The 18,244-nt window shown below is 36.4% G+C and carries 18 protein-coding genes; 11 read left to right on the forward strand and 7 right to left on the reverse strand.

Annotation, left to right across the window (positions count from 1 at the left end; genetic code table 11):
- The first annotated feature begins 2 nt into the window (after positions 1–2).
- The 5 genes from CER18_RS00225 (at position 3) to polA (ending at position 6,008) form a co-directional block, all read left to right on the forward strand.
- The gene (locus tag CER18_RS00225) at positions 3–599 is read left to right on the forward strand and encodes a Maf family nucleotide pyrophosphatase (protein WP_100128111.1); all 597 of its coding nucleotides are present in this window, start codon (positions 3–5) and stop codon (positions 597–599) included.
- Positions 592–1,464 (forward strand): shikimate dehydrogenase, encoded by an 873-nt coding sequence (locus tag CER18_RS00230; protein WP_100128112.1) that lies wholly within the window; start codon positions 592–594, stop codon positions 1,462–1,464. Before CER18_RS00225 ends, CER18_RS00230 begins: the two co-directional genes overlap by 8 nt.
- Positions 1,461–2,048: a dephospho-CoA kinase gene (gene coaE, locus CER18_RS00235; protein WP_100128113.1), complete on the forward strand. Its 588-nt coding sequence runs from the start codon at positions 1,461–1,463 to the stop codon at positions 2,046–2,048. The genes CER18_RS00230 and coaE overlap by 4 nt, the downstream gene beginning before the upstream one ends.
- A gap of 4 nt (positions 2,049–2,052) precedes the next feature.
- A complete protein-coding gene (gene dnaQ / locus CER18_RS00240; RefSeq protein ID WP_100128114.1) occupies positions 2,053–2,760 on the forward strand; it encodes a DNA polymerase III subunit epsilon in 708 nt (235 codons plus the stop codon).
- Positions 2,761–3,098: 338 nt separating this feature from the next.
- Positions 3,099–6,008, forward strand: coding sequence for a DNA polymerase I (gene polA, locus CER18_RS00245; protein ID WP_100128115.1), 2,910 nt, complete (start codon positions 3,099–3,101; stop codon positions 6,006–6,008).
- Between the two features lie 6 nt (positions 6,009–6,014).
- On the opposite strand, the gene CER18_RS00250 is transcribed toward polA, so the two are convergent.
- From CER18_RS00250 to ihfB, 7 genes are all read right to left on the reverse strand, one after another.
- A complete protein-coding gene (locus CER18_RS00250; RefSeq protein WP_100128242.1) occupies positions 6,015–6,878 on the reverse strand; it encodes an endonuclease/exonuclease/phosphatase family protein in 864 nt (287 codons plus the stop codon).
- Between the two features lie 112 nt (positions 6,879–6,990).
- Positions 6,991–7,764 carry a Bax inhibitor-1/YccA family protein gene (locus CER18_RS00255; protein WP_100128116.1) on the reverse strand — a complete coding sequence of 258 codons (774 nt, stop codon included), beginning with the start codon at positions 7,762–7,764 and terminating at the stop codon, positions 6,991–6,993.
- Between the two features lie 466 nt (positions 7,765–8,230).
- A complete protein-coding gene (gene lspA / locus CER18_RS00260; RefSeq protein ID WP_100128117.1) occupies positions 8,231–8,734 on the reverse strand; it encodes a signal peptidase II in 504 nt (167 codons plus the stop codon).
- The gene (locus CER18_RS00265; protein WP_100128118.1) at positions 8,724–9,578 is read right to left on the reverse strand and encodes a TrmH family RNA methyltransferase; all 855 of its coding nucleotides are present in this window, start codon (positions 9,576–9,578) and stop codon (positions 8,724–8,726) included. Before CER18_RS00265 ends, lspA begins: the two co-directional genes overlap by 11 nt.
- A gap of 2 nt (positions 9,579–9,580) precedes the next feature.
- Positions 9,581–10,513, reverse strand: a complete 933-nt coding sequence (locus CER18_RS00270; RefSeq protein ID WP_100128119.1) for a class I SAM-dependent methyltransferase — start codon at positions 10,511–10,513, stop codon at positions 9,581–9,583.
- 171 nt (positions 10,514–10,684) lie between these two features.
- Positions 10,685–10,981 carry a lipopolysaccharide assembly protein LapA domain-containing protein gene (locus CER18_RS00275; RefSeq protein WP_100128120.1) on the reverse strand — a complete coding sequence of 99 codons (297 nt, stop codon included), beginning with the start codon at positions 10,979–10,981 and terminating at the stop codon, positions 10,685–10,687.
- A gap of 7 nt (positions 10,982–10,988) precedes the next feature.
- Positions 10,989–11,267 (reverse strand): integration host factor subunit beta, encoded by a 279-nt coding sequence (gene ihfB, locus CER18_RS00280; protein ID WP_026500856.1) that lies wholly within the window; start codon positions 11,265–11,267, stop codon positions 10,989–10,991.
- 183 nt (positions 11,268–11,450) lie between these two features.
- On the opposite strand from ihfB, the gene lptC reads away from it, so the two are divergent.
- From lptC to rlmN, 6 genes are all read left to right on the forward strand, one after another.
- Positions 11,451–12,095 carry an LPS export ABC transporter periplasmic protein LptC gene (gene lptC / locus CER18_RS00285; protein ID WP_100128121.1) on the forward strand — a complete coding sequence of 215 codons (645 nt, stop codon included), beginning with the start codon at positions 11,451–11,453 and terminating at the stop codon, positions 12,093–12,095.
- Between the two features lie 111 nt (positions 12,096–12,206).
- Positions 12,207–12,779 carry an LptA/OstA family protein gene (locus tag CER18_RS00290; RefSeq protein ID WP_100128122.1) on the forward strand — a complete coding sequence of 191 codons (573 nt, stop codon included), beginning with the start codon at positions 12,207–12,209 and terminating at the stop codon, positions 12,777–12,779.
- 6 nt (positions 12,780–12,785) lie between these two features.
- Positions 12,786–13,580, forward strand: a complete 795-nt coding sequence (gene lptB, locus CER18_RS00295) for an LPS export ABC transporter ATP-binding protein (RefSeq protein ID WP_100128123.1) — start codon at positions 12,786–12,788, stop codon at positions 13,578–13,580.
- Between the two features lie 1,154 nt (positions 13,581–14,734).
- Entirely contained in the window at positions 14,735–15,199 is a 465-nt protein-coding gene (ptsN, locus tag CER18_RS00300; RefSeq protein WP_100128124.1) for a PTS IIA-like nitrogen regulatory protein PtsN, read from the forward strand.
- A gap of 666 nt (positions 15,200–15,865) precedes the next feature.
- Positions 15,866–16,369, forward strand: coding sequence for an invasion associated locus B family protein (locus CER18_RS00305; protein ID WP_100128243.1), 504 nt, complete (start codon positions 15,866–15,868; stop codon positions 16,367–16,369).
- Positions 16,370–16,417: 48 nt separating this feature from the next.
- Positions 16,418–17,644 carry a 23S rRNA (adenine(2503)-C(2))-methyltransferase RlmN gene (gene rlmN, locus CER18_RS00310; RefSeq protein ID WP_100128125.1) on the forward strand — a complete coding sequence of 409 codons (1,227 nt, stop codon included), beginning with the start codon at positions 16,418–16,420 and terminating at the stop codon, positions 17,642–17,644.
- Positions 17,645–18,244: the final 600 nt, after the last annotated feature.

Here is an 18,244-nt window from a genome sequence, read left to right on the forward strand (position 1 = left end):
TTATGAACACAGAGACATTAATATTAGCATCTCTTAGTTCTTATCGTGCACAATTATTGAAAAAAGCAGGTTTAAATTTTTTTATTGAAGGCGCTTCTTTTGATGAAAGAGAAATAGAAAAAAAAACAAAAGAAAAAACACCCAAAGAACTCAGCTGTTTTCTTGCGAGTGCAAAAGCAAAAAATGTTTCAGATCGTTTTCCTGATGCTTTCGTTATTGGTTGTGATCAAGTGCTTGATTTGGAAGGTAAAGTTTTTCATAAAGCAACAAATATTAAGCAAGCATATCAACGTTTATGTGAGTTATCAGGAAAAACGCATTCTCTTCATAGCGCGGTAGCTTTATTTAAAAATGGTCAAAAAATTTGGATTGAAGCTTTTAGTGCACATATGTCCGTACGTTTACTCTCGCCAGAATTTATTCAACATTATTTAGAACGCGTAGGAGAAGATGTTCTAAACAGTATAGGAGTCTATCAAATTGAAGGGGAAGGAATCCATCTCTTTGAAAAAATTGATGGAGATTTTTTTACCATTATTGGTTTACCTTTGCTACCTCTACTTACAAAATTACGTCATTTAGGGGTTATTGATGGTTGATTTAACAATAGAAAAGACAAAATACCCTCGCGCTTTTGTTGTTGGTTTTCCTATTCATCATTCAAAATCGCCAAGAATTCATAATTTTTGGCTTAAACAATATGGTTTACAAGGGGAATATCTTGCACAGGAAGTAACTTCTGAAGAATTCAGTCATTTTATTACTTCTTTACAAAAAAGGGGTTTTTGTGGAGGAAATGTTACTTTACCTTATAAACAAGAAGCCTTTCGTTTAGCAGATTATAAAGATGAGACAGCAACAATGATTGGTGCTGCTAATACACTTTGGTATGAAGGAGATAAACTTTGTGCCACAAATAGTGATGCCTATGGTTTTAGCGCTAATCTTGATGATTTTGCATCTGATTGGGGAAGGGAAACAGCTCTTGTTTTTGGGGCAGGTGGTGCTGCACGCGCTATCCTATATGCTTTAAAAAAACGCGGATTTGAGCAGATTTATTTAGTTAACCGTACAAAACAACGTGCTGATAATTTAGCTCAGCATTTTGGAAAAACCATTAAAGTCTACGATTGGCATAAAATCCATGAAATACTTTATCAAGCTGATTTGATTGTTAATACAACTTCCATTGGTATAAAAAATTCAAAAGAAAAGAGTGATTCTTTTTTTTGTGATTTTCATAAAGCAAAAAAAACGGCATTAGTAACAGATATTGTTTATACACCCTTGATAACCCCTTTTTTACAACAGGCAAAAGCTTGTGGTCTAAGGATTGTTGATGGATTTGGAATGCTTCTACATCAGGCTGTTATAGGTTTTGAACAGTGGTTTGGAATAAGACCACAGGTAACAAAAGCGTTACGGACAGCTATTTTAGAGGATATGAGTGAAGAAAGAGAATGAAGATCATAGGATTGACGGGATCAATTGCTATGGGAAAATCAACGGTTGCTGATTTTTTCAAGAAAGCGGGTATTTCTGTTTTTAGTGCTGATGAGGCAGTACAACAGCTTTATAAAAGTGAGCCAGCTTTATCACGCATAGAGCGTATTTTTCCTGGTGTTGTCGAAAACGGTGAAGTTAATCGTTTAAAACTTTTTGAAATTTTGATTGATGATAAGGAAAAATTACAAACATTAGAAAAAATAATTCACCCTCTAGTGCAAGAAAAAGAAAAAGAATTTATTAATACAGCGCGCCATCAGGGGAAAAAGTTAGTTATTCTTGATATTCCACTTCTATTTGAAAAAAATGGTGAAAGTCGTGTAGATAGCGTTATTGTTGTTTCTGCTCCACCAGAAATACAAAAGGAACGTGTAATGATTCGTCAAGGTATGAATGAGAAAAAATTTGCCTTTATCAATGCTCAACAAATGTCGGATGAAAAAAAACGAGAACGTGCTGATTTTATTATTGATACAGGGAAAGATTTAGAAAATACACGTCAACAGGTTTTTGATGTAATAAGAAAATTGCTAAAGAATTGAAGTTATGCGGGAAATTATTTTTGATACAGAAACAACAGGTTTAGATAAAGAGAAAGACCGCATAATCGAAATTGGTTGTGTCGAAATGGTTGATCGTTATCTTACGGGACGCCAGTTTCACGTTTATTTAAATCCTGAAGATGTTATTATTCCTGATGAAGTTGTAGCAATTCACGGATTAACCAATGAGCGCCTAAAAAACGAGAAAAGTTTTAGTGATATTGTTGATGAATTTTTAGAATTTATCAATGGTGCGACCATGATTGCGCATAATGCGAGTTTTGATATAGGTTTTATTAATGCAGAATTAAAACGCGTCAATAAGCCACTTATCAGTGTTGATAATATTCTTGATACATTGGCTATGGCACGGCGTAAATTTCCTATGGGCCCAAATTCTCTTGATATTTTATGTAAACGTTTTGGAATTGATAACAGTCATCGTGTTCTTCATGGTGCTCTCCTTGATGCAGAGATTTTAGCCGATGTTTATATTGAACTGATTGGTGGAAAGCAGGGCGTCTTGGGGTTTGATAGCAAAAGGAATGTTGATGAACATACAAAAAATGATCAAGATACATCTTATACAGCTAAATCTCGTCCACAGGCTTTACCTTCAAGATTGAGCATACAGGAAAAAAAGTTACACGCTGATTTTATTAATGAAATGGGTGAAAAAGCTCTGTGGAATAACTTCAAAATTCATGAATAACATTCTTATCGTTTCTCTAAAAAATGACTTAAGATTAAAAATAGAGAATATAAGAGAATACAGATGCCAAAAAAACGGTCGTTGTGGGGAGGGGAACACCACAACGACCTTGTCGCTACATCGTACCTCAGCTATCATAGGAGGAGCAAAATGAAAGCTATTAATCCTGTAACAGCAAAGAAAAGCTCTAGGTACGCAATATAAAGTGTAACGACTTCATGTCTTATGGAAAGAAAAAATGGCTTTTTAGAGGCAAAGTTAAAAAAATTAAAATAAAAGTGAAAAAAATATATAAGGGTAATATATTTTTTTAGCTGAAATGGAGAAATAAAATTGTCATGAAGGCAACAGATCATCTTTTGTTGGTTGACGGATCAGGCTATGTTTTTCGTGCTTACTATGCTTTACCGCCTTTAAAACGTAAAAAGGATGGACTTCCTGTAGGAGCAGTAGCTGGTTTTTGTAATATGTTATGGAAATTACTCTGTGATGCTCGTAACGCGGCGACAGGTATTGTTCCAACACACTTTGCTGTTATTTTTGATTATTCATCGGATACTTTTCGGAAACAAATTTACCCTCAATATAAAGCGAATCGCATTGAACCTCCCGAAGATTTAATTCCTCAATTCGCGTTAATACGCCAAGCAACAAAGGCTTTTAATTTGCCTTGTATTGAAAAGAAAGGCTTTGAAGCGGATGATTTGATAGCGACCTATGCACAGTTGGCAACAAAGGTTGGTGCAAAAACAACCATTATCTCTTCTGATAAGGATCTTATGCAACTCGTCAATAAGCATGTATCCTTGTATGATGGAATGAAAGACAAGCATATAGGGATCTCAGAAGTTATAGAAAAATGGGGTGTTGCTCCTGAAAAGATGATCGATTTACAAGCGTTAGTTGGAGATTCGACAGATAACATACCCGGTATTCCAGGAATTGGACCAAAAACTGCTGCTCAGTTGTTAAATCAGTTTGGTTCCCTTGATCTTTTATTGCAACGTGTGACTGAAATTAAACAAACAAAACGACGTGAAAACATACAAGCGTATAGTGAACAGGTTAAAATTTCTCGTGAACTTGTTAAGCTTAAAACAGATGTTCCTATAGACAATGATTTAGATGATTTTATTTTAGAGCCACAAGATGGACCACGCTTAATTGCTTTTTTGAAAGCGATGGAATTTTCAACATTAACGCGTCGCGTGGCAGAGGCGACGGCATGCGATGCAGCTGTTATTGATGCACTTGATATAGATGTTGAATGGGAAAAATTGAGCAATGAATATGATACTGATACCAAAAATATTGAGAAAGCATCTCTTCATAATTTTTCTGAAAATTCTCCACAATTTTTTGCACAAAAACGTAAAGATCAAGTACTTAATCAAAAAATTACAAGAGATATTTATACAACAATTCTTGATGAGGAAATTTTAAAAGAGTGGTTATCACAAGCACAAGAACAGGGTTTTTTTTCTTTTGATACTGAAACAACTTCTCTTGATCCAATGCAAGCAAAGCTTGTTGGTTTTTCACTTGCATTACAGCCAGGAAAAGCGGCCTATGTACCTCTTGAACATTTTGATGAAGGAGAAGAGGACCTTTTGAGAGGGGGGCGCATTGCTTCACAGATTGAAACCCGAAAAGCTTTAGCACTTTTAAAACCGCTATTAGAAGATTCTGCGGTGTTAAAAATTGGTCAGAATATAAAATATGATTGGTTAGTGATGAAGCAATATGACATTGTGATACGTTCTTTTGATGACACCATGCTTTTGTCATATGTTTTGGATGCTGGAACTTTAACCCATAATATGGATGATTTATCTGAACGTTGGCTTGAACACAAACCAATTGCCTATAAGGATTTAACCCATAACGGAAAAAAAATTACTTCTTTTGCACAAGTAGATTTAAAACAAGCAACCCTTTATGCAGCCGAAGATGCCGATATAACGCTGCGTCTTTGGCAAGTATTGAAACCACAACTTGTTGCTCGCGGTATGACAAGAATTTATGAGCGCCTTGATCGACCCCTTGTAGAAGTTCTTGCAAGAATGGAAGAACGTGGAATTCTTATTGATAGGCAGATTTTATTGCGTCTTTCAGGAGAATTGGCGCAAGCTGCTTTGATTTTAGAAGAGGAAATTTATAAACAAGCAGATGAAAAATTTAATCTTGCTTCGCCAAAGCAATTAGGAGATATCCTTTTTGGCAAAATGGGATTGCCTGGAGGCGCTAAAACCAAGGGCGGACAATGGTCAACTTCTGCACAGACCTTAGAAGAATTGTCGGCTGAAGGTCATATTTTACCGCGTAAAATTATTGAGTGGCGCCAACTTGCAAAGCTAAAATCTACCTATGCCGATGCTTTGCCTTCTTATATTTTATCAAAAACAGGGCGTGTTCATACGAATTATTCTTTGGCAATAACATCAACAGGGCGATTATCATCATCAGAGCCAAATTTGCAAAATATTCCAGTACGAACTGCTGAAGGACGTAAAATTCGAACAGCTTTTATTGCTCCAAAAGGTCATGTTTTGCTTTCTGCTGATTATAGTCAGATAGAATTACGCATTCTTGCACATATTGCGGATATAAAAGCATTAAAAGAAGCTTTTGCTAAAGGACATGATATTCACGCTATAACGGCGTCACAAATGTTTGGCGTTGCGATAGAGGGAATGCATTCAGATATACGACGGCGTGCAAAAGCGATTAATTTTGGTATTATTTATGGTATTTCAGCTTTTGGATTAGCCAATCAATTAGGGATTTCACGCCAAGAAGCAGGTCGTTATATTCAACTTTATTTTGAAAGATTTCCAGGAATTAAAGATTATATGGAAAAGACCAAAAGCTTTGCGCGTGAGAATGGTTATGTAGAAACAATTTTTGGACGTCGTATCCATTATTCAGAAATAAAAGCAAAGAATGTAAAAATTCGTTCTCTTAATGAGCGAGCAGCAATCAATGCACCAATTCAAGGTTCTGCGGCCGATATTATTCGCCGTGCTATGATACAGATGGAAAATGCTTTAGAAGAAGAAAATCTATCAGCAAAAATGTTGCTACAAGTACATGATGAATTGATTTTTGAAGTACCAGAAGAAGAGAGTAAAAAAACCATGGCTGTTGTTAAAAATGTCATGGAAAATGCTACAATGCCGGTTTTATCTTTATCTGTACCCCTTGAAGTGAAAGTCATGACGGCTCAAAATTGGGATGAGGCACATTAGCCTTTTTTATTTGTTTTTAAGGATGTTTATTGCATTGGCAAGATTAATATAGGCTTTGATCGGCAAATGATCTGAGGCAATGCGCGCAAGTGGTGAATGGTGGTTTTCAAGCTTTGTTACCAATTGGTGAGGAAAGGCAAAAACGCGATCAAGGGCTAAAAAGGGAAAGCGAGAGGGAAAGCTTGGTACGACTTCAAGCGTGCTATCAAAATAGGGATAAAAATGGTTTAAAGATGAGCCCTTTCCCATCCGCCATTCATTAAAATCTCCAATGAGAAGCGTAGGCATAAGAGAGCGTTTTTGCAAAATTGCAAGGAGCATTTTAGTTTGTTGTTTACGAGAATAACGCAGTAAGCCAAAATGAGCCGCAATAATACGAATAGGGCCTGCTGCCATTTCTAACTCTACAATGATAGCCCCTCGTGGTTCAATACCAGGAAGAGTGACTTGTAAAGTGTCACGTACATATCCCTTTCGTAAAAAAAGAGCGTTTCCATGCCAACCATGACCATGAGGTGACATGGTATTGAGAGGTACAGGGGTCAAACCAGTTTCAGCTTTTAACAGCTGAAGATTAATCAAACCAACGCGTTCTCCAAAACGTTTATCTGCTTCTTGAAGAGCAAGGATATCGACTTGTAATTCAGTAATAACACGAACAATCCGTGTAGGATTAAAAATTTTATCAACACCTACACATTTATGTACATTATAGGAACCAACGATCAGGTCATAATGATTATTTGGATTTAGGATATTTGATTGATGATGAGAGCGACTATGGATTGCTTTTAAAAGGGAATTATGGAGCTTTTGTTGAATAAAACCGGTAAACCAAGAGAATTTTTGCTTATAAGGTATTTTTGTCATTTTGCGAAAAGAATAGTCCCGAAAAGGCAAAGAGTAAAAACGTGCACTCAAAACAAAAGAACCTTGTCTCTTTTAGAAACAAGGTCCTTTTATTAAGCGATAATTTTTGCAATCAATCACGGTTCGAGCCAAGAAATTGCAGCAAGAAGACAAACATATTGATGAAATCAAGATAAAGACTCAATGCACCCATAATAACTTTACGTCCTTTGGTGTCCCCTTCATCTCCTTCATAATACATCAACTTAATATTTTGAGTATCGTAAGCTGTTAAACCAGCAAAGATAAAAACACCAATAACGGAGATAGCAAACTGCAAAGCACTTGACCCAAGAAAAATGTTCACAATCATAGAAAGCAACAAGCCAATCAATCCAATAAATAGGAACGAACCAATTGCTGTAAGATCACGCTTTGTTGTGTATCCATAAAGCGAAAGAGCTCCAAAAGTTGCAGCGGAAATGACAAAGGTTTGTACAATACTCTCTGTCGTATAACGCAAAACAATAGAAGACAATGAAAGCCCAATCAGAGCAGCATAGCCAAAAAAGAGGCTACGAGCAGCATTTGTACTCAATGTATGAATTTTAAAACTGAGGAAAAAAACTGCAATGAGTGGTGCAAACATAACAATATAAGCAAATGGAGATGTATAAAATGTTACTCCAAATGATGTTAAATAAACACTGCTATTGATCTGAGCTGCTGCTTGGCTCATATCTGTTGTCGTTGCTAATGATACAATTGCATAAGCGGCAGCAGCTGTAATAAGCAAACCAATGGCCATTGTATTGTAGACACCCAACATATAGTCGCGCAATCCCTGATCAATTGATGCATCGGCATGAGAGACAGGCGCCGAACGTAAATTTTTAAAATTAGCCATAATATAAAATCCTTTAGCATATGTTCCGCCAGATATTGCTTTTTCTAAAGTGTCTCTCTCATTACAGAGACGAGTTTTGTAAAAGCTTTAAATTGACAAATACAAAAACCCTTCAGAATCACTGACGAAATTCCAGCATATTCCCCTTTATTATGGAGATTTATTTAAAAATTACAAGAGATTTATCGAAGCAAAGAACCTTACAAATTAGTAAGGAAAAGGTTCATTTTCATGAAAAATATTTCCATTTTTTTTGTCATATTTTTTGCAAGATAAAAAGACGATACTAAAAGATTTTTTGAACTCTATAATTCTCATCTACAAAATATTTATCTTCACACTTATGAAGGAGTAAGCTGGCATTATCATTATACTTATTAGGCTTTTAATGTTGCAACAGTTCTTGGCATTTTGTAATTAGGCTTGTGATGGTTAAAAGTCTCTGTTTTTTAGGAGATGGAGAATATCAATGAGAAGACGTTTGGTCGGAATGACGTCTCGCTTTCATCCAAGTACGCAACTCTTCAATAAGAATGGCAATAACACCGAGAGTGATAAAACTATCTGCAAGATTGAAAATAGCGAAATAAAAAATATCATCAATATGAAAAAGTATGTAATCAGTGACATGATGAAAACGAATACGATCAATAAGGTTGCCGATTGCTCCTCCAATAATAAGAATAAGACCGAAGCGCATTAAAAATTTATTATATTCAGTATTTTTCCATAACCATAGAAGAAAGATAATCACAATAATCGTGATGGCTGTGATACCTAGGTGAGAAAAGGAAGAAAAAAACGAAAATGCAATGCCAGAATTACGCACATGATAAAGGGAAAGGAAAGGAATGAGCCGGATTTCAGTTCCTAAAGGCATATTGTTCATAACCCAGTACTTAACAGCTTGGTCAAGTCCTACTGTAAGGGACAAGCCAAGGAGAAGAAAAGGGAGTGATTTACGGATCATATTTTTCCTCGTATGGTTTTAGTGTTAAATAAGGGCGACGGATTTCATAAAGCATAACAGCTGTTGCGATAGCCAGATTAAGCGAGTCGGCGCGTCCACTTTGTGGAATACGCGCAAGTTTATCACACCGACGTGTAAGAATGTCTGATAACCCCTGTTTTTCATTTCCCATTAAAAGGATGATAGGACCATTTTTCAAATCAAGTTTACGATAATCTAGAGATCCTTTGAGATGTGTGCCAACGATCATGCCTTTAAAGTGAGCAGACCAGTTTAAAAAGGCGCTTTCATCAAAACGATAAAGGGGTATAGAGAAAATAGATCCCATGGTTGCACGAACTGTTTCAGGTGAGAAAGGGTCTGTTGTTTCGCCAATTAAAATAACACCTTTAGCACCCACAGCATCAGCAGTGCGAATAATGGTCCCAAGATTTCCAGGATCACGCACACGATCAAGCGCGATGTAAACATCGTGAGCTTGCCCTTTTATCATTTCAAGAGGTTGCCATTTTTGTTTGAAAATACCAATAACTGTTTGTGGATTATCGCGTCGAGTCAGTGATTCCATAACCTTTTGTGAAGCTTTGATAACAAAACCGCCATTGGCTACAGCGCGTGCGGCAGTATTTTCGATCGTAGCATTGCCCATTTCGCTTTTAGAAAAAATAAGCGTTTGTATTGTCCAGCCGAGATTGAGAGCATCAATGACTAATTTCAATCCCTCTGCCATAAAAAGACCTTCTCGATTACGGTTTTTCTTTTGGTTAAGAGCTTTAAGATCTTTTATGATAGGGTTGCTAAGAGAGGTAATTTCTTTCACTCTACCAGTTTTGGGTCCACACATATTCAAGCAATCCAACGGCTAAAAAGAGAAGTAGAAAGGGCACGTCCTGCAACTTCTTCACGCAAAATGAGTTCTCCTGATTCGACTGTACCACCAAGATTTACAAATGCATCGCGCATTAAAGCATGAAGTGCAAAAAAGGAAGCACGAATAGAATAAGCTGTAAGGATAATAGAGATTGGTTTATCAGAGAGAAGCTTACGACAATTTGTGATCATTGCTGGTAAATGATCAAACAGTTGCCAAACTTCGCCATGGGGGCCTCGCCCATAAGCAGGAGGATCAAGAAGGATCATATCATAGCTTTTTTTGCGACGCAGTTCTCGTTCGACAAATTTCGTAGCATCATCGCAAATCCAGCGAATAGAATGACCTGGTAGTCCTGCTCTTTCCTGATTAGCTTTTGCCCATGTAATAGCTTTTTTAGAAGCATCAACATGAGTGACGTTTGCACCCGCTCGTGCTCCAATCAAAGAAGCCACTCCTGTATAGCCAAAAAGATTCAATAATTTTATAGGACGTGCGGCTTTAACAATTTGTTCTTCCATAGAGCGCCAATGGGCATCTTGTTCAGGAAAAACTCCTACATGACGAAAGGAAGTAAAGCGACCTAGAAAAGACAGTCCATTCCAAGAAAGTGGCCATGTTTCATCAAGTGGTTTTTTAGGAAAATGCCAACGACCAACCCCTTCTTCATCACGATTTCCTGTGAAAATAGCATCAACATCAGCCCATTGTTTTTTTGATAAAGCGGGTTTCCATAGTGCTTGACCTTCTGGCCGAATAATTCGATAATCTCCATAGCGCTCTAGTTTTTGTCCATGACCAGAATCAATGAGAGCATAATTTTCACTCATACCTGTTTCTAAAATAAGAGGCAAATTTTCCTGCGGATATCTATTATTATGGGAGGATTGAAAGCATTGTGCAGGCATGTTTTGTATCACGGTATATGAGGTATAAAGGATTGTGTTATAAAGCTCTTAAATGTTTCGTAAAAGTGCAAAAGAACTAAAGTCGGTTAAAACACGTATAGAAAAAAGGGCACCTTAAAATCCTGTATTGAATATGAAATACAGCAGAAAAAAGACTTCATTAAAATACTATTACACCAGATTTGTTATAGATGTCTTTAGTTTTTCGATCTCGGCTTTACTTTTTTTGAGAGCTTTTTTGCATTTATGATAAGAAAACCAACGGATCATATTTCCTAATACAATACCAAAACCAAAGAAAATAAAGAGCCATACAAAGAGGGGAGCGTGATAAGTAAAGCTTTCAGAATTTGCTCGAAAAGGATAAAAGGTTAACGGAACCATTTGACGATTAGCTACAATAAAAACAATCAGCACTGCTGTGATAATCACACAGATACTTGTTAAAAGAATACGTTTAATAATCATAAATTTCTCACTGATTAAGACGGTCGCGTAAATCCTTACCAGTTTTAAAAAAAGGAATCCACTTTTCTTCAACAGCAACGGCTTCTCCTGTCCGTGGATTTCGTCCATTACGGGCTGAACGGCTTTTCACAGAAAAAGCTCCAAATCCACGAAGTTCAACACGATCGCCATTTGCAAGTGCTGTTGAAATTTCTTCAAAAATAGCGTTTACAATATTTTCCACATCCCGTTGAAAAAGATGCGGGTTATGACGAGCAATAATTTGCACAAGCTCTGATTTAACCACAATAACCTCACTTTCACACAAAAATTTTTTTAAATTGTGCACTTCATGCATATTACAATATATAAACGGATAAAAGCAAAATAAAACCAAGAAAAAACAAATTTCAAGAAACAAAATTTGAAAATACCTCTTATAAAGGTTATACAGGTTAAAAATGCGGAATATTTAAGAGATTAGGAGAGTATGTCCGTACACAATCGTTATGAAGTCTTTTCAACGCAATCATCTATTGGAGATGTTTTTAAAAAAGCATCCCAGCATTCGCGTCGTATTAGCCTATTAAAAATTTTTTTACCCCTCTCAGCGTTGGTTTCAGCGCTGATTTTTTGCTGGTTTACGTTTTTCTTGGTTCCCACTCCTTCTGATCCTATGCCTTTGAATAATGAAGAGAGTGGAGTGATGAATTTGACGATGCTTAATCCAAAATTAGAGGGTTATACGCGTTCTCATGAACCTTATTGGCTTAAAGCAGAAAAGGCATTTCAAGATCATACGCGCTCTGGGATAATTGGCTTACAAAACATTACAGCCAGAGTATCTATGGGGCAACAAAGACAAGTTTTTCTTGCGGCACAAGGGGGCGTTTACAATAACATTAATGGTTTTTTAGAGTTGGATAAGCCATTCACCATTACGACGAATGATGGGATGATGGCACAATTTATGTCAGCTAATATTAATTTATCTGAGGGACAGTTAAAAACAGATCAACGTGTTAATATTCAGCGAGCCGGTTTTCATCTTGTCGCTAATGCCTTACAAGTTCGAGAAAAAGGAAAAAACATGTATTTCTATGGTGGTGTGCATTTAATGCTCCAAAAGCAATGACGCAATATCAATAAGAATTTTTAAGGGATATTTAAAAGAGAAATATGTAACTATAAAAACAGAACAAACAGAAGAATTGAAATAATGAGATCATACAAAAGATGGATAGGTATGACGTTGGCTTTTAGCATGGGAATGTTAGGAGGAGGGGCGGCTATAGGATATGCTGAAGGGACCCATTTGGGAATAAGCCTATCAAACGACAAAGAACCGGTAGAACTTCATGCAGATTCTTTGGAGATACGTGATAAAGAAGGGATAGCGCTTTTTAAAGGTGATGTTTCAGTGGTGCAAGGTGAACGTCTTCTACGGACGGCAAAATTAGTTGTTTATTATGATAAAGCCTATAAAGGAACGGATAGAAACAAGGAAAATACCAAGACATCATCTGTTGCTTTGTTTGGTTCGTCGGGCATAGAAAAAATGGAAGCCTTAGGAAAAGTTTATATAAAGATAGCTACGCAAATTGCTACGGGGGATAAAGGCGTTTTTGATGGAAAATCAAAGATGATGCGCTTAACAGGGAATCATGTTGTGTTAACGGATGGTGATAATGTGGCAACAGGATGCAAACTAACGGCAAATATGGAAAGTGGAAAGGCATTTTTAGAAGGTTGTGAGACACCTGAGAAAAAAGGTCGCGTTTCTATTATTTTTAAACAAAATCAAACAAATGGCCATTAAGATTTCATGTTTGGAATCAAAAGAAAAAAACAAACGGATAGTTATGATCTTACAAGTGAAGCCTCAAAAAAGCGCTTAAAGGGGACTTTGATTGCCAGTCATTTGATTAAAGTTTATCGAGGAAGACCAACTGTTAATGGCGTTTCTTTTGGCATTCGTACGGGAGAAGCTGTTGGTATTTTAGGGCCCAATGGAGCAGGTAAAACAACTTGTTTTTATATGGTTACGGGACTCATAAAATCTGATGGAGGGTCCATTAAAATTGATGGATTTGATATTACTCATCTTCCAATGTATCGACGTGCACGTTTAGGTATCGGATATCTTCCCCAAGAGGCTTCAATTTTTCGTGGACTTTCAGTAGAAAATAACATTAAAGCTGTTTTAGAAGTTGTTGAAAAAGACCGCCTTAAACAACGTGAAGAGTTAGATAGCCTTTTACATGAATTTAAAATTGATCATTTACGTAAAATGTCTGCACTTTCGTTATCTGGGGGTGAACGTCGACGACTTGAAATTGCGCGCGCTTTAGCTTCTCGTCCTCATTTTATGTTACTTGATGAACCATTTGCAGGAATTGATCCTATCGCTATTTTTGATATTCAGCAGCTTATTCGTCATTTAACAAGGCGTGGCATTGGTGTTTTAATAACAGATCACAATGTACGCGAGACATTAGGGCTTGTCGACCGGGCTTATATTATTCACACCGGCAAAGTGTTAGTTCACGGTCGTCCTCATGATATTATCAACAACGCTGATGTCCGCAGGATTTATTTGGGAAATCAGTTTTCTCTATGATTTTAAAGTTTTCATGCGTTTGCATTTAAGTTTGACAGAAACAACATGGTCGTCACAAACGCTATTTTAAGCAATCAAACATATTCCAAAGGAGGTAGATGAGGTTTCGTTGTGATTATTAATAAAGCATATTATCGCTATATATTTCTTACAGAAACAAAGGCAATTGTTCCTTATATCGTAGAAATTATGATAACGTTGTTAAAGGTTGTAAATCAATAAGAGAATACAACTTTTTTAATTAGGGTGTGCAATAGGATTTTCTCTGATGATTGTATTCATTACATTATTATTGAAAATCCCCTTATTTATGCCGAAACTTCTTTTATGAGTATAATACAAGGAGTTTTTATTGAGGGGTGCAAAAAGCTTCATCACTATAAGATGAGTCTATTGTTTTTCTGGTTAAGCTTACGCATGATTGTATCATAAAGATATCACTAGATTAACGCGATAATGAGTGATAAATGAGACTATAAATAAATGCGTGTGTTATTGAAAGGTGAGAGATATTCATCATATTTTTCTCTGTCGAATCAAAGAATATGTCGATGATGCTGTTTCGGGTATTTTGATTGGAGCACCCGTTATATATTGTATTTATCTAATAGGGGTTGTTGTGTTTTATTGGTTTGTATGGCGTATTTAAAATAGGATCGCAGCGACAGATATAAGGCTAAATCTATGAATCTTTTAAAATAATCATTAAATTTCTAAAAGCTTTTAGATTCTTGTTATAAGGCTTTGTTTAAGCTATACAGTAATTTTCAAACGAAAGGTCTGTTTTGCTCAAAATGTTTCTCGTTCTATTAAGAGCTCATTTTTAAAGAAAGAAAAAATCTAATGGGGAATTATACGTTAACTCTTATGACAAGTTTAATAAATCTATGAGTAATGCCCTGTTCTCATGTCTTAAGGAAATTAATTTTATGAACAACTTCATTTCTTTTTTTCTTTTCTCATGCTGTTAATGAGGAGCTAAACACTATTTATTGTTCTGTTAAAAGTGATATGAGACGTATTAAGCCATCACCCGTTATAAATTAAAAAATAAAAACACATGCGATGTTGCGAAAAGTGAAAGAACTTTAAAGTTCAATACCGTTTATAGGTTTATTGGTGAGCATTTGAGCGTGTAAGAGGAAAATTAAAGGATGAATTTGAGTGAGTTAATAGCACCGGAAGCAATTATTCCGGCTCTTAAGGCTAATTCGAAAAAACAAGTTCTGCAAATTTTAGCCGAAAAAGCGGCTCAGCTGACCGGTCTTAGTGAGCATGTAATTTTTGATATCGTTTTGCAACGCGAGAAGCTTGGTTCAACGGGGTTGGGTGGTGGTATTGCGATTCCGCATGGAAAATTACCAGATATTAATCGGATTGTTGGTATATTTGCACGTCTTGAAAGTCCTGTTGATTTTGAAGCTCTTGATGACGAGCCTATAGATCTCGTTTTTCTCCTTTTAGCACCTGAAAATGCTGGTGCAGATCACTTAAAAGCTTTATCACAGATTGCACGTGTTTTGCGTCATGCTGATGTTGTGCAAAAATTGCGCAATACGCATAATGCCAATGCGCTTTATGCTTTATTGATTCAAACTTCAGAATCCAATGCGGCCTAAAAGCGATTATTTGTATCTTAAAGGACTGATAGTAAAAGATTACGTTATTCGATTCACTATTTAGGGAAAATCTAAAGTCTCTTTATTTCATGACTAACATATTGATAATAATTTATTATTTTTGAAGATCTTTTTAAGATTATGACAAGACGATATCAAGACAACATTGAATACAAGGTATGAATACGCTATAATGGATGAAAGGTGGAGTATCTTACGGACATACATGTATTGGATGTGTAAAGTTGAGAAGTGATATTTACGAGGCTATGGGATTTTTTTTGGGAGTACAGGGTGTATTTTCAAAGTTTTGAAGCAGATTGTTTATGATATAAAGAGTGTGGTTTATTTCTTAACAGAGCGGTGGTATGTTCTCATCTTGTTTTGAATCCTATTGCTTAAAGAAATCGTTTTTTATGAAAAAACGATAAGGAGCGGTGTAAGATCAGAAATGTTGTTTTTTAATGTGATTATTGAATAAAAGGTTCATATTTTGGTAACGACTAAAAGATCACAATGGAGCGTAAAAATCTGTTCTGACTGTTGTGAAGATATTTCGCTTATGGAAGGAATTAGGATAATTATACATGGGTATCGAGGAGTTTTTGATTGAACTTTTCAATGCAGAGAACTTTGTTAGAGATTAAAGAAGTGAGCTAAATGAAGATGTTTGAGAAGACTGTTATTGCTGCATCTGTAATGGTTCTTGTTACAGCTGGTGCGGCATGTGCGCAAACGCCAAGCCGTTTAAATCAATTTGAAGCGTGGGGAGCTTATTCTTATAAATCGTCCCAAAATACGATTTGCTATGTGTTATCTGTTCCTTTGAAGGCTCTTCCAACGACGGTTAATCATGGTGATAATTTTTTCTTAGTTACTAAGCGTTCTCAATCGCCTATTTCGTTTGAACCGCAATTTATGGCTGGTTATACGCTTCAAGAAGGGTCGAGAGTGACAGTGACCATTGGAGATAAGGATTTTGATTTTTTCACGAAGGATTCCTCAGCTTGGTTGGCATCATCAGAGCTAGAAAAACAGCTTGTTTCTGCTATGCGTGCTGGAAACAGTATGACAGTGAAAGCAATATCAAAACGGGGAACGTATACCACCTATACTTATTCCTTAAAAGGGGTCACTGCTGCCTTGAATGCAGCTCAAAAGTGCCATTAAGGTTTTGATAATTTTTAAATTTAAAATAGTGATGTAAATTGGAAAGCAATGGCTATTTCATATGACCTTAGACCTGTTGTTTCGTGTTTAGCACGAAAAACAGATAGTGTTGTTGTGAAGGAGAGTTCTAAACTCTCTTTAATTGGATTATCGCAAGATGAAATAGTGCAAGCTTTGAAGACAATTGGTGTACCAGAGCGTCAAACGCGTATGCGTGCACGTCAGCTTTGGCATTGGCTTTATGTACGTGGTGTTTCAAACTTTGATGAAATGCTGAATATTTCTAAAGTAATGCAGGAGACACTTAAGCGTCATTTTTCCATTGCACGTCCGGAAATTGTTGGAGAACAAATATCAAAGGATGGTACACGTAAATGGCTATTACGTTTTCCAGCACGTGGGGCTGGAAAGCCTGTTGAAATTGAAACGGTTTATATCCCGGAAGAAGGACGTGGTACTTTATGTCTTTCATCACAAGTAGGCTGTACATTAACCTGCTCTTTTTGTCATACGGGAACGCAGATGCTTGTTCGCAATCTGACCGCGGAAGAAATTTTGGCACAATTATTGGTTGCACGTGATTGTTTGGGTGATTTTCCTGATAAGAATACCCCTGATGGGGCAATTGTTCCTGTTGAAGGGCGCAAAATTACCAATATTGTTATGATGGGGATGGGAGAACCTCTTTATAATTTTGAAGCTGTAAAAAAAGCTTTATTGATTGCTTCTGATGGCGATGGGCTTTCTTTATCAAAACGTCGGATTACACTTTCAACCAGTGGGGTTGTTCCTGGAATTATCCGAACTGGGGAAGAAATTGGTGTTATGTTAGCAATTTCACTCCACGCCGTACATGACACACTAAGAGATATGCTTGTTCCGATCAATAAAAAATATCCGCTTACATTGTTAATGGATGCTTGCCGTAATTATCCTAGTTTGTCTAATGCAAAACGAATCACATTTGAATATGTTATGCTGAAAGATATCAATGATAGTTTAGATGATGCTAAGCGATTGATTCAGTTATTGAAAGGGATTCCTGCTAAGATCAATTTAATTCCTTTTAATCCATGGCCAGGGAGTAATTATCAATGTTCTGATTGGGAGCAAATCGAGCGTTTTGCTGATGTGGTTAATCAAGCGGGCTATGCTTCTCCTATTAGGATACCGCGTGGACGCGATATTTTAGCTGCATGTGGACAACTTAAATCGGCTTCAGAGCGCTTACGGAAATCTGAACGTTTGAAACTTGAAAATGCCATTGGTCATTAGTTAACACCGTTTTCAGCGCTATAAAGCCTATGCTTTTTTACGTAAATTACATATAAAATAAGCATGTGTGAGACATAGCTTAAGGTGGATCAGTGCGAGATGAGCAGTTTTAAGATTTTATAGGTTCAATAGGGGAAAAGATATTGCATAAAGTCTGTTTGCATAATCTCTGAAATGAGGAGGCAACCTAATTTAAAGGAAAGTCTTAAGGGGCCCTCATTTCCACCTCACACTCTTTACTTCGGCTTTACGACTTTTAAAAGCATCAACGATAATATCTTTTAAAGAGTGGAAATATACATTGCCTCATGCTTTTGTTTGTTACGTTCTTTAACAAGATTACCTCACACATAAAACGGCATGTCTAAAATATAAATACCATTGCGTTGTTCATTGACATGTTTTTAAAAAAGCATTTCTCAATGCACTCCTCCTCTCGCGACAATGCTTGCGAAGGGTATAACACAAAAACCTTTGTGAAATATATGATGCCATTTAGGTTTAATAAAAGTGTAAGTTGGTATCATCATTCTATTTTTTAGCTTTTCTTGTGATGTACAAGGAAAAGCTATTGTTTAATTTAACATAAAACAGATTTAA

Source organism: Bartonella tribocorum (assembly GCF_002777915.1).
GTDB lineage: Bacteria > Pseudomonadota > Alphaproteobacteria > Rhizobiales > Rhizobiaceae > Bartonella > Bartonella tribocorum_A.

Excerpts from the sequence above, each read along its gene's own strand:
- CER18_RS00225 (WP_100128111.1), top strand. The coding sequence starts at position 3 with ATGAACACAGAGACATTAATATTAGCATCTCTTAGTTCTTATCGTGCA.
- CER18_RS00230 (WP_100128112.1), top strand. The coding sequence starts at position 592 with ATGGTTGATTTAACAATAGAAAAGACAAAATACCCTCGCGCTTTTGTT.
- coaE (WP_100128113.1), top strand. The coding sequence starts at position 1,461 with ATGAAGATCATAGGATTGACGGGATCAATTGCTATGGGAAAATCAACG.
- dnaQ (WP_100128114.1), top strand. The coding sequence starts at position 2,053 with ATGCGGGAAATTATTTTTGATACAGAAACAACAGGTTTAGATAAAGAG.
- polA (WP_100128115.1), top strand. The coding sequence starts at position 3,099 with ATGAAGGCAACAGATCATCTTTTGTTGGTTGACGGATCAGGCTATGTT.
- CER18_RS00250 (WP_100128242.1), bottom strand. The coding sequence starts at position 6,878 with ATGACAAAAATACCTTATAAGCAAAAATTCTCTTGGTTTACCGGTTTT.
- CER18_RS00255 (WP_100128116.1), bottom strand. The coding sequence starts at position 7,764 with ATGGCTAATTTTAAAAATTTACGTTCGGCGCCTGTCTCTCATGCCGAT.
- lspA (WP_100128117.1), bottom strand. The coding sequence starts at position 8,734 with ATGATCCGTAAATCACTCCCTTTTCTTCTCCTTGGCTTGTCCCTTACA.
- CER18_RS00265 (WP_100128118.1), bottom strand. The coding sequence starts at position 9,578 with ATGTGTGGACCCAAAACTGGTAGAGTGAAAGAAATTACCTCTCTTAGC.
- CER18_RS00270 (WP_100128119.1), bottom strand. The coding sequence starts at position 10,513 with ATGCCTGCACAATGCTTTCAATCCTCCCATAATAATAGATATCCGCAG.
- CER18_RS00275 (WP_100128120.1), bottom strand. The coding sequence starts at position 10,981 with ATGATTATTAAACGTATTCTTTTAACAAGTATCTGTGTGATTATCACA.
- lptC (WP_100128121.1), top strand. The coding sequence starts at position 11,451 with ATGTCCGTACACAATCGTTATGAAGTCTTTTCAACGCAATCATCTATT.
- CER18_RS00290 (WP_100128122.1), top strand. The coding sequence starts at position 12,207 with ATGACGTTGGCTTTTAGCATGGGAATGTTAGGAGGAGGGGCGGCTATA.
- lptB (WP_100128123.1), top strand. The coding sequence starts at position 12,786 with ATGTTTGGAATCAAAAGAAAAAAACAAACGGATAGTTATGATCTTACA.
- ptsN (WP_100128124.1), top strand. The coding sequence starts at position 14,735 with ATGAATTTGAGTGAGTTAATAGCACCGGAAGCAATTATTCCGGCTCTT.
- CER18_RS00305 (WP_100128243.1), top strand. The coding sequence starts at position 15,866 with ATGTTTGAGAAGACTGTTATTGCTGCATCTGTAATGGTTCTTGTTACA.
- rlmN (WP_100128125.1), top strand. The coding sequence starts at position 16,418 with ATGGCTATTTCATATGACCTTAGACCTGTTGTTTCGTGTTTAGCACGA.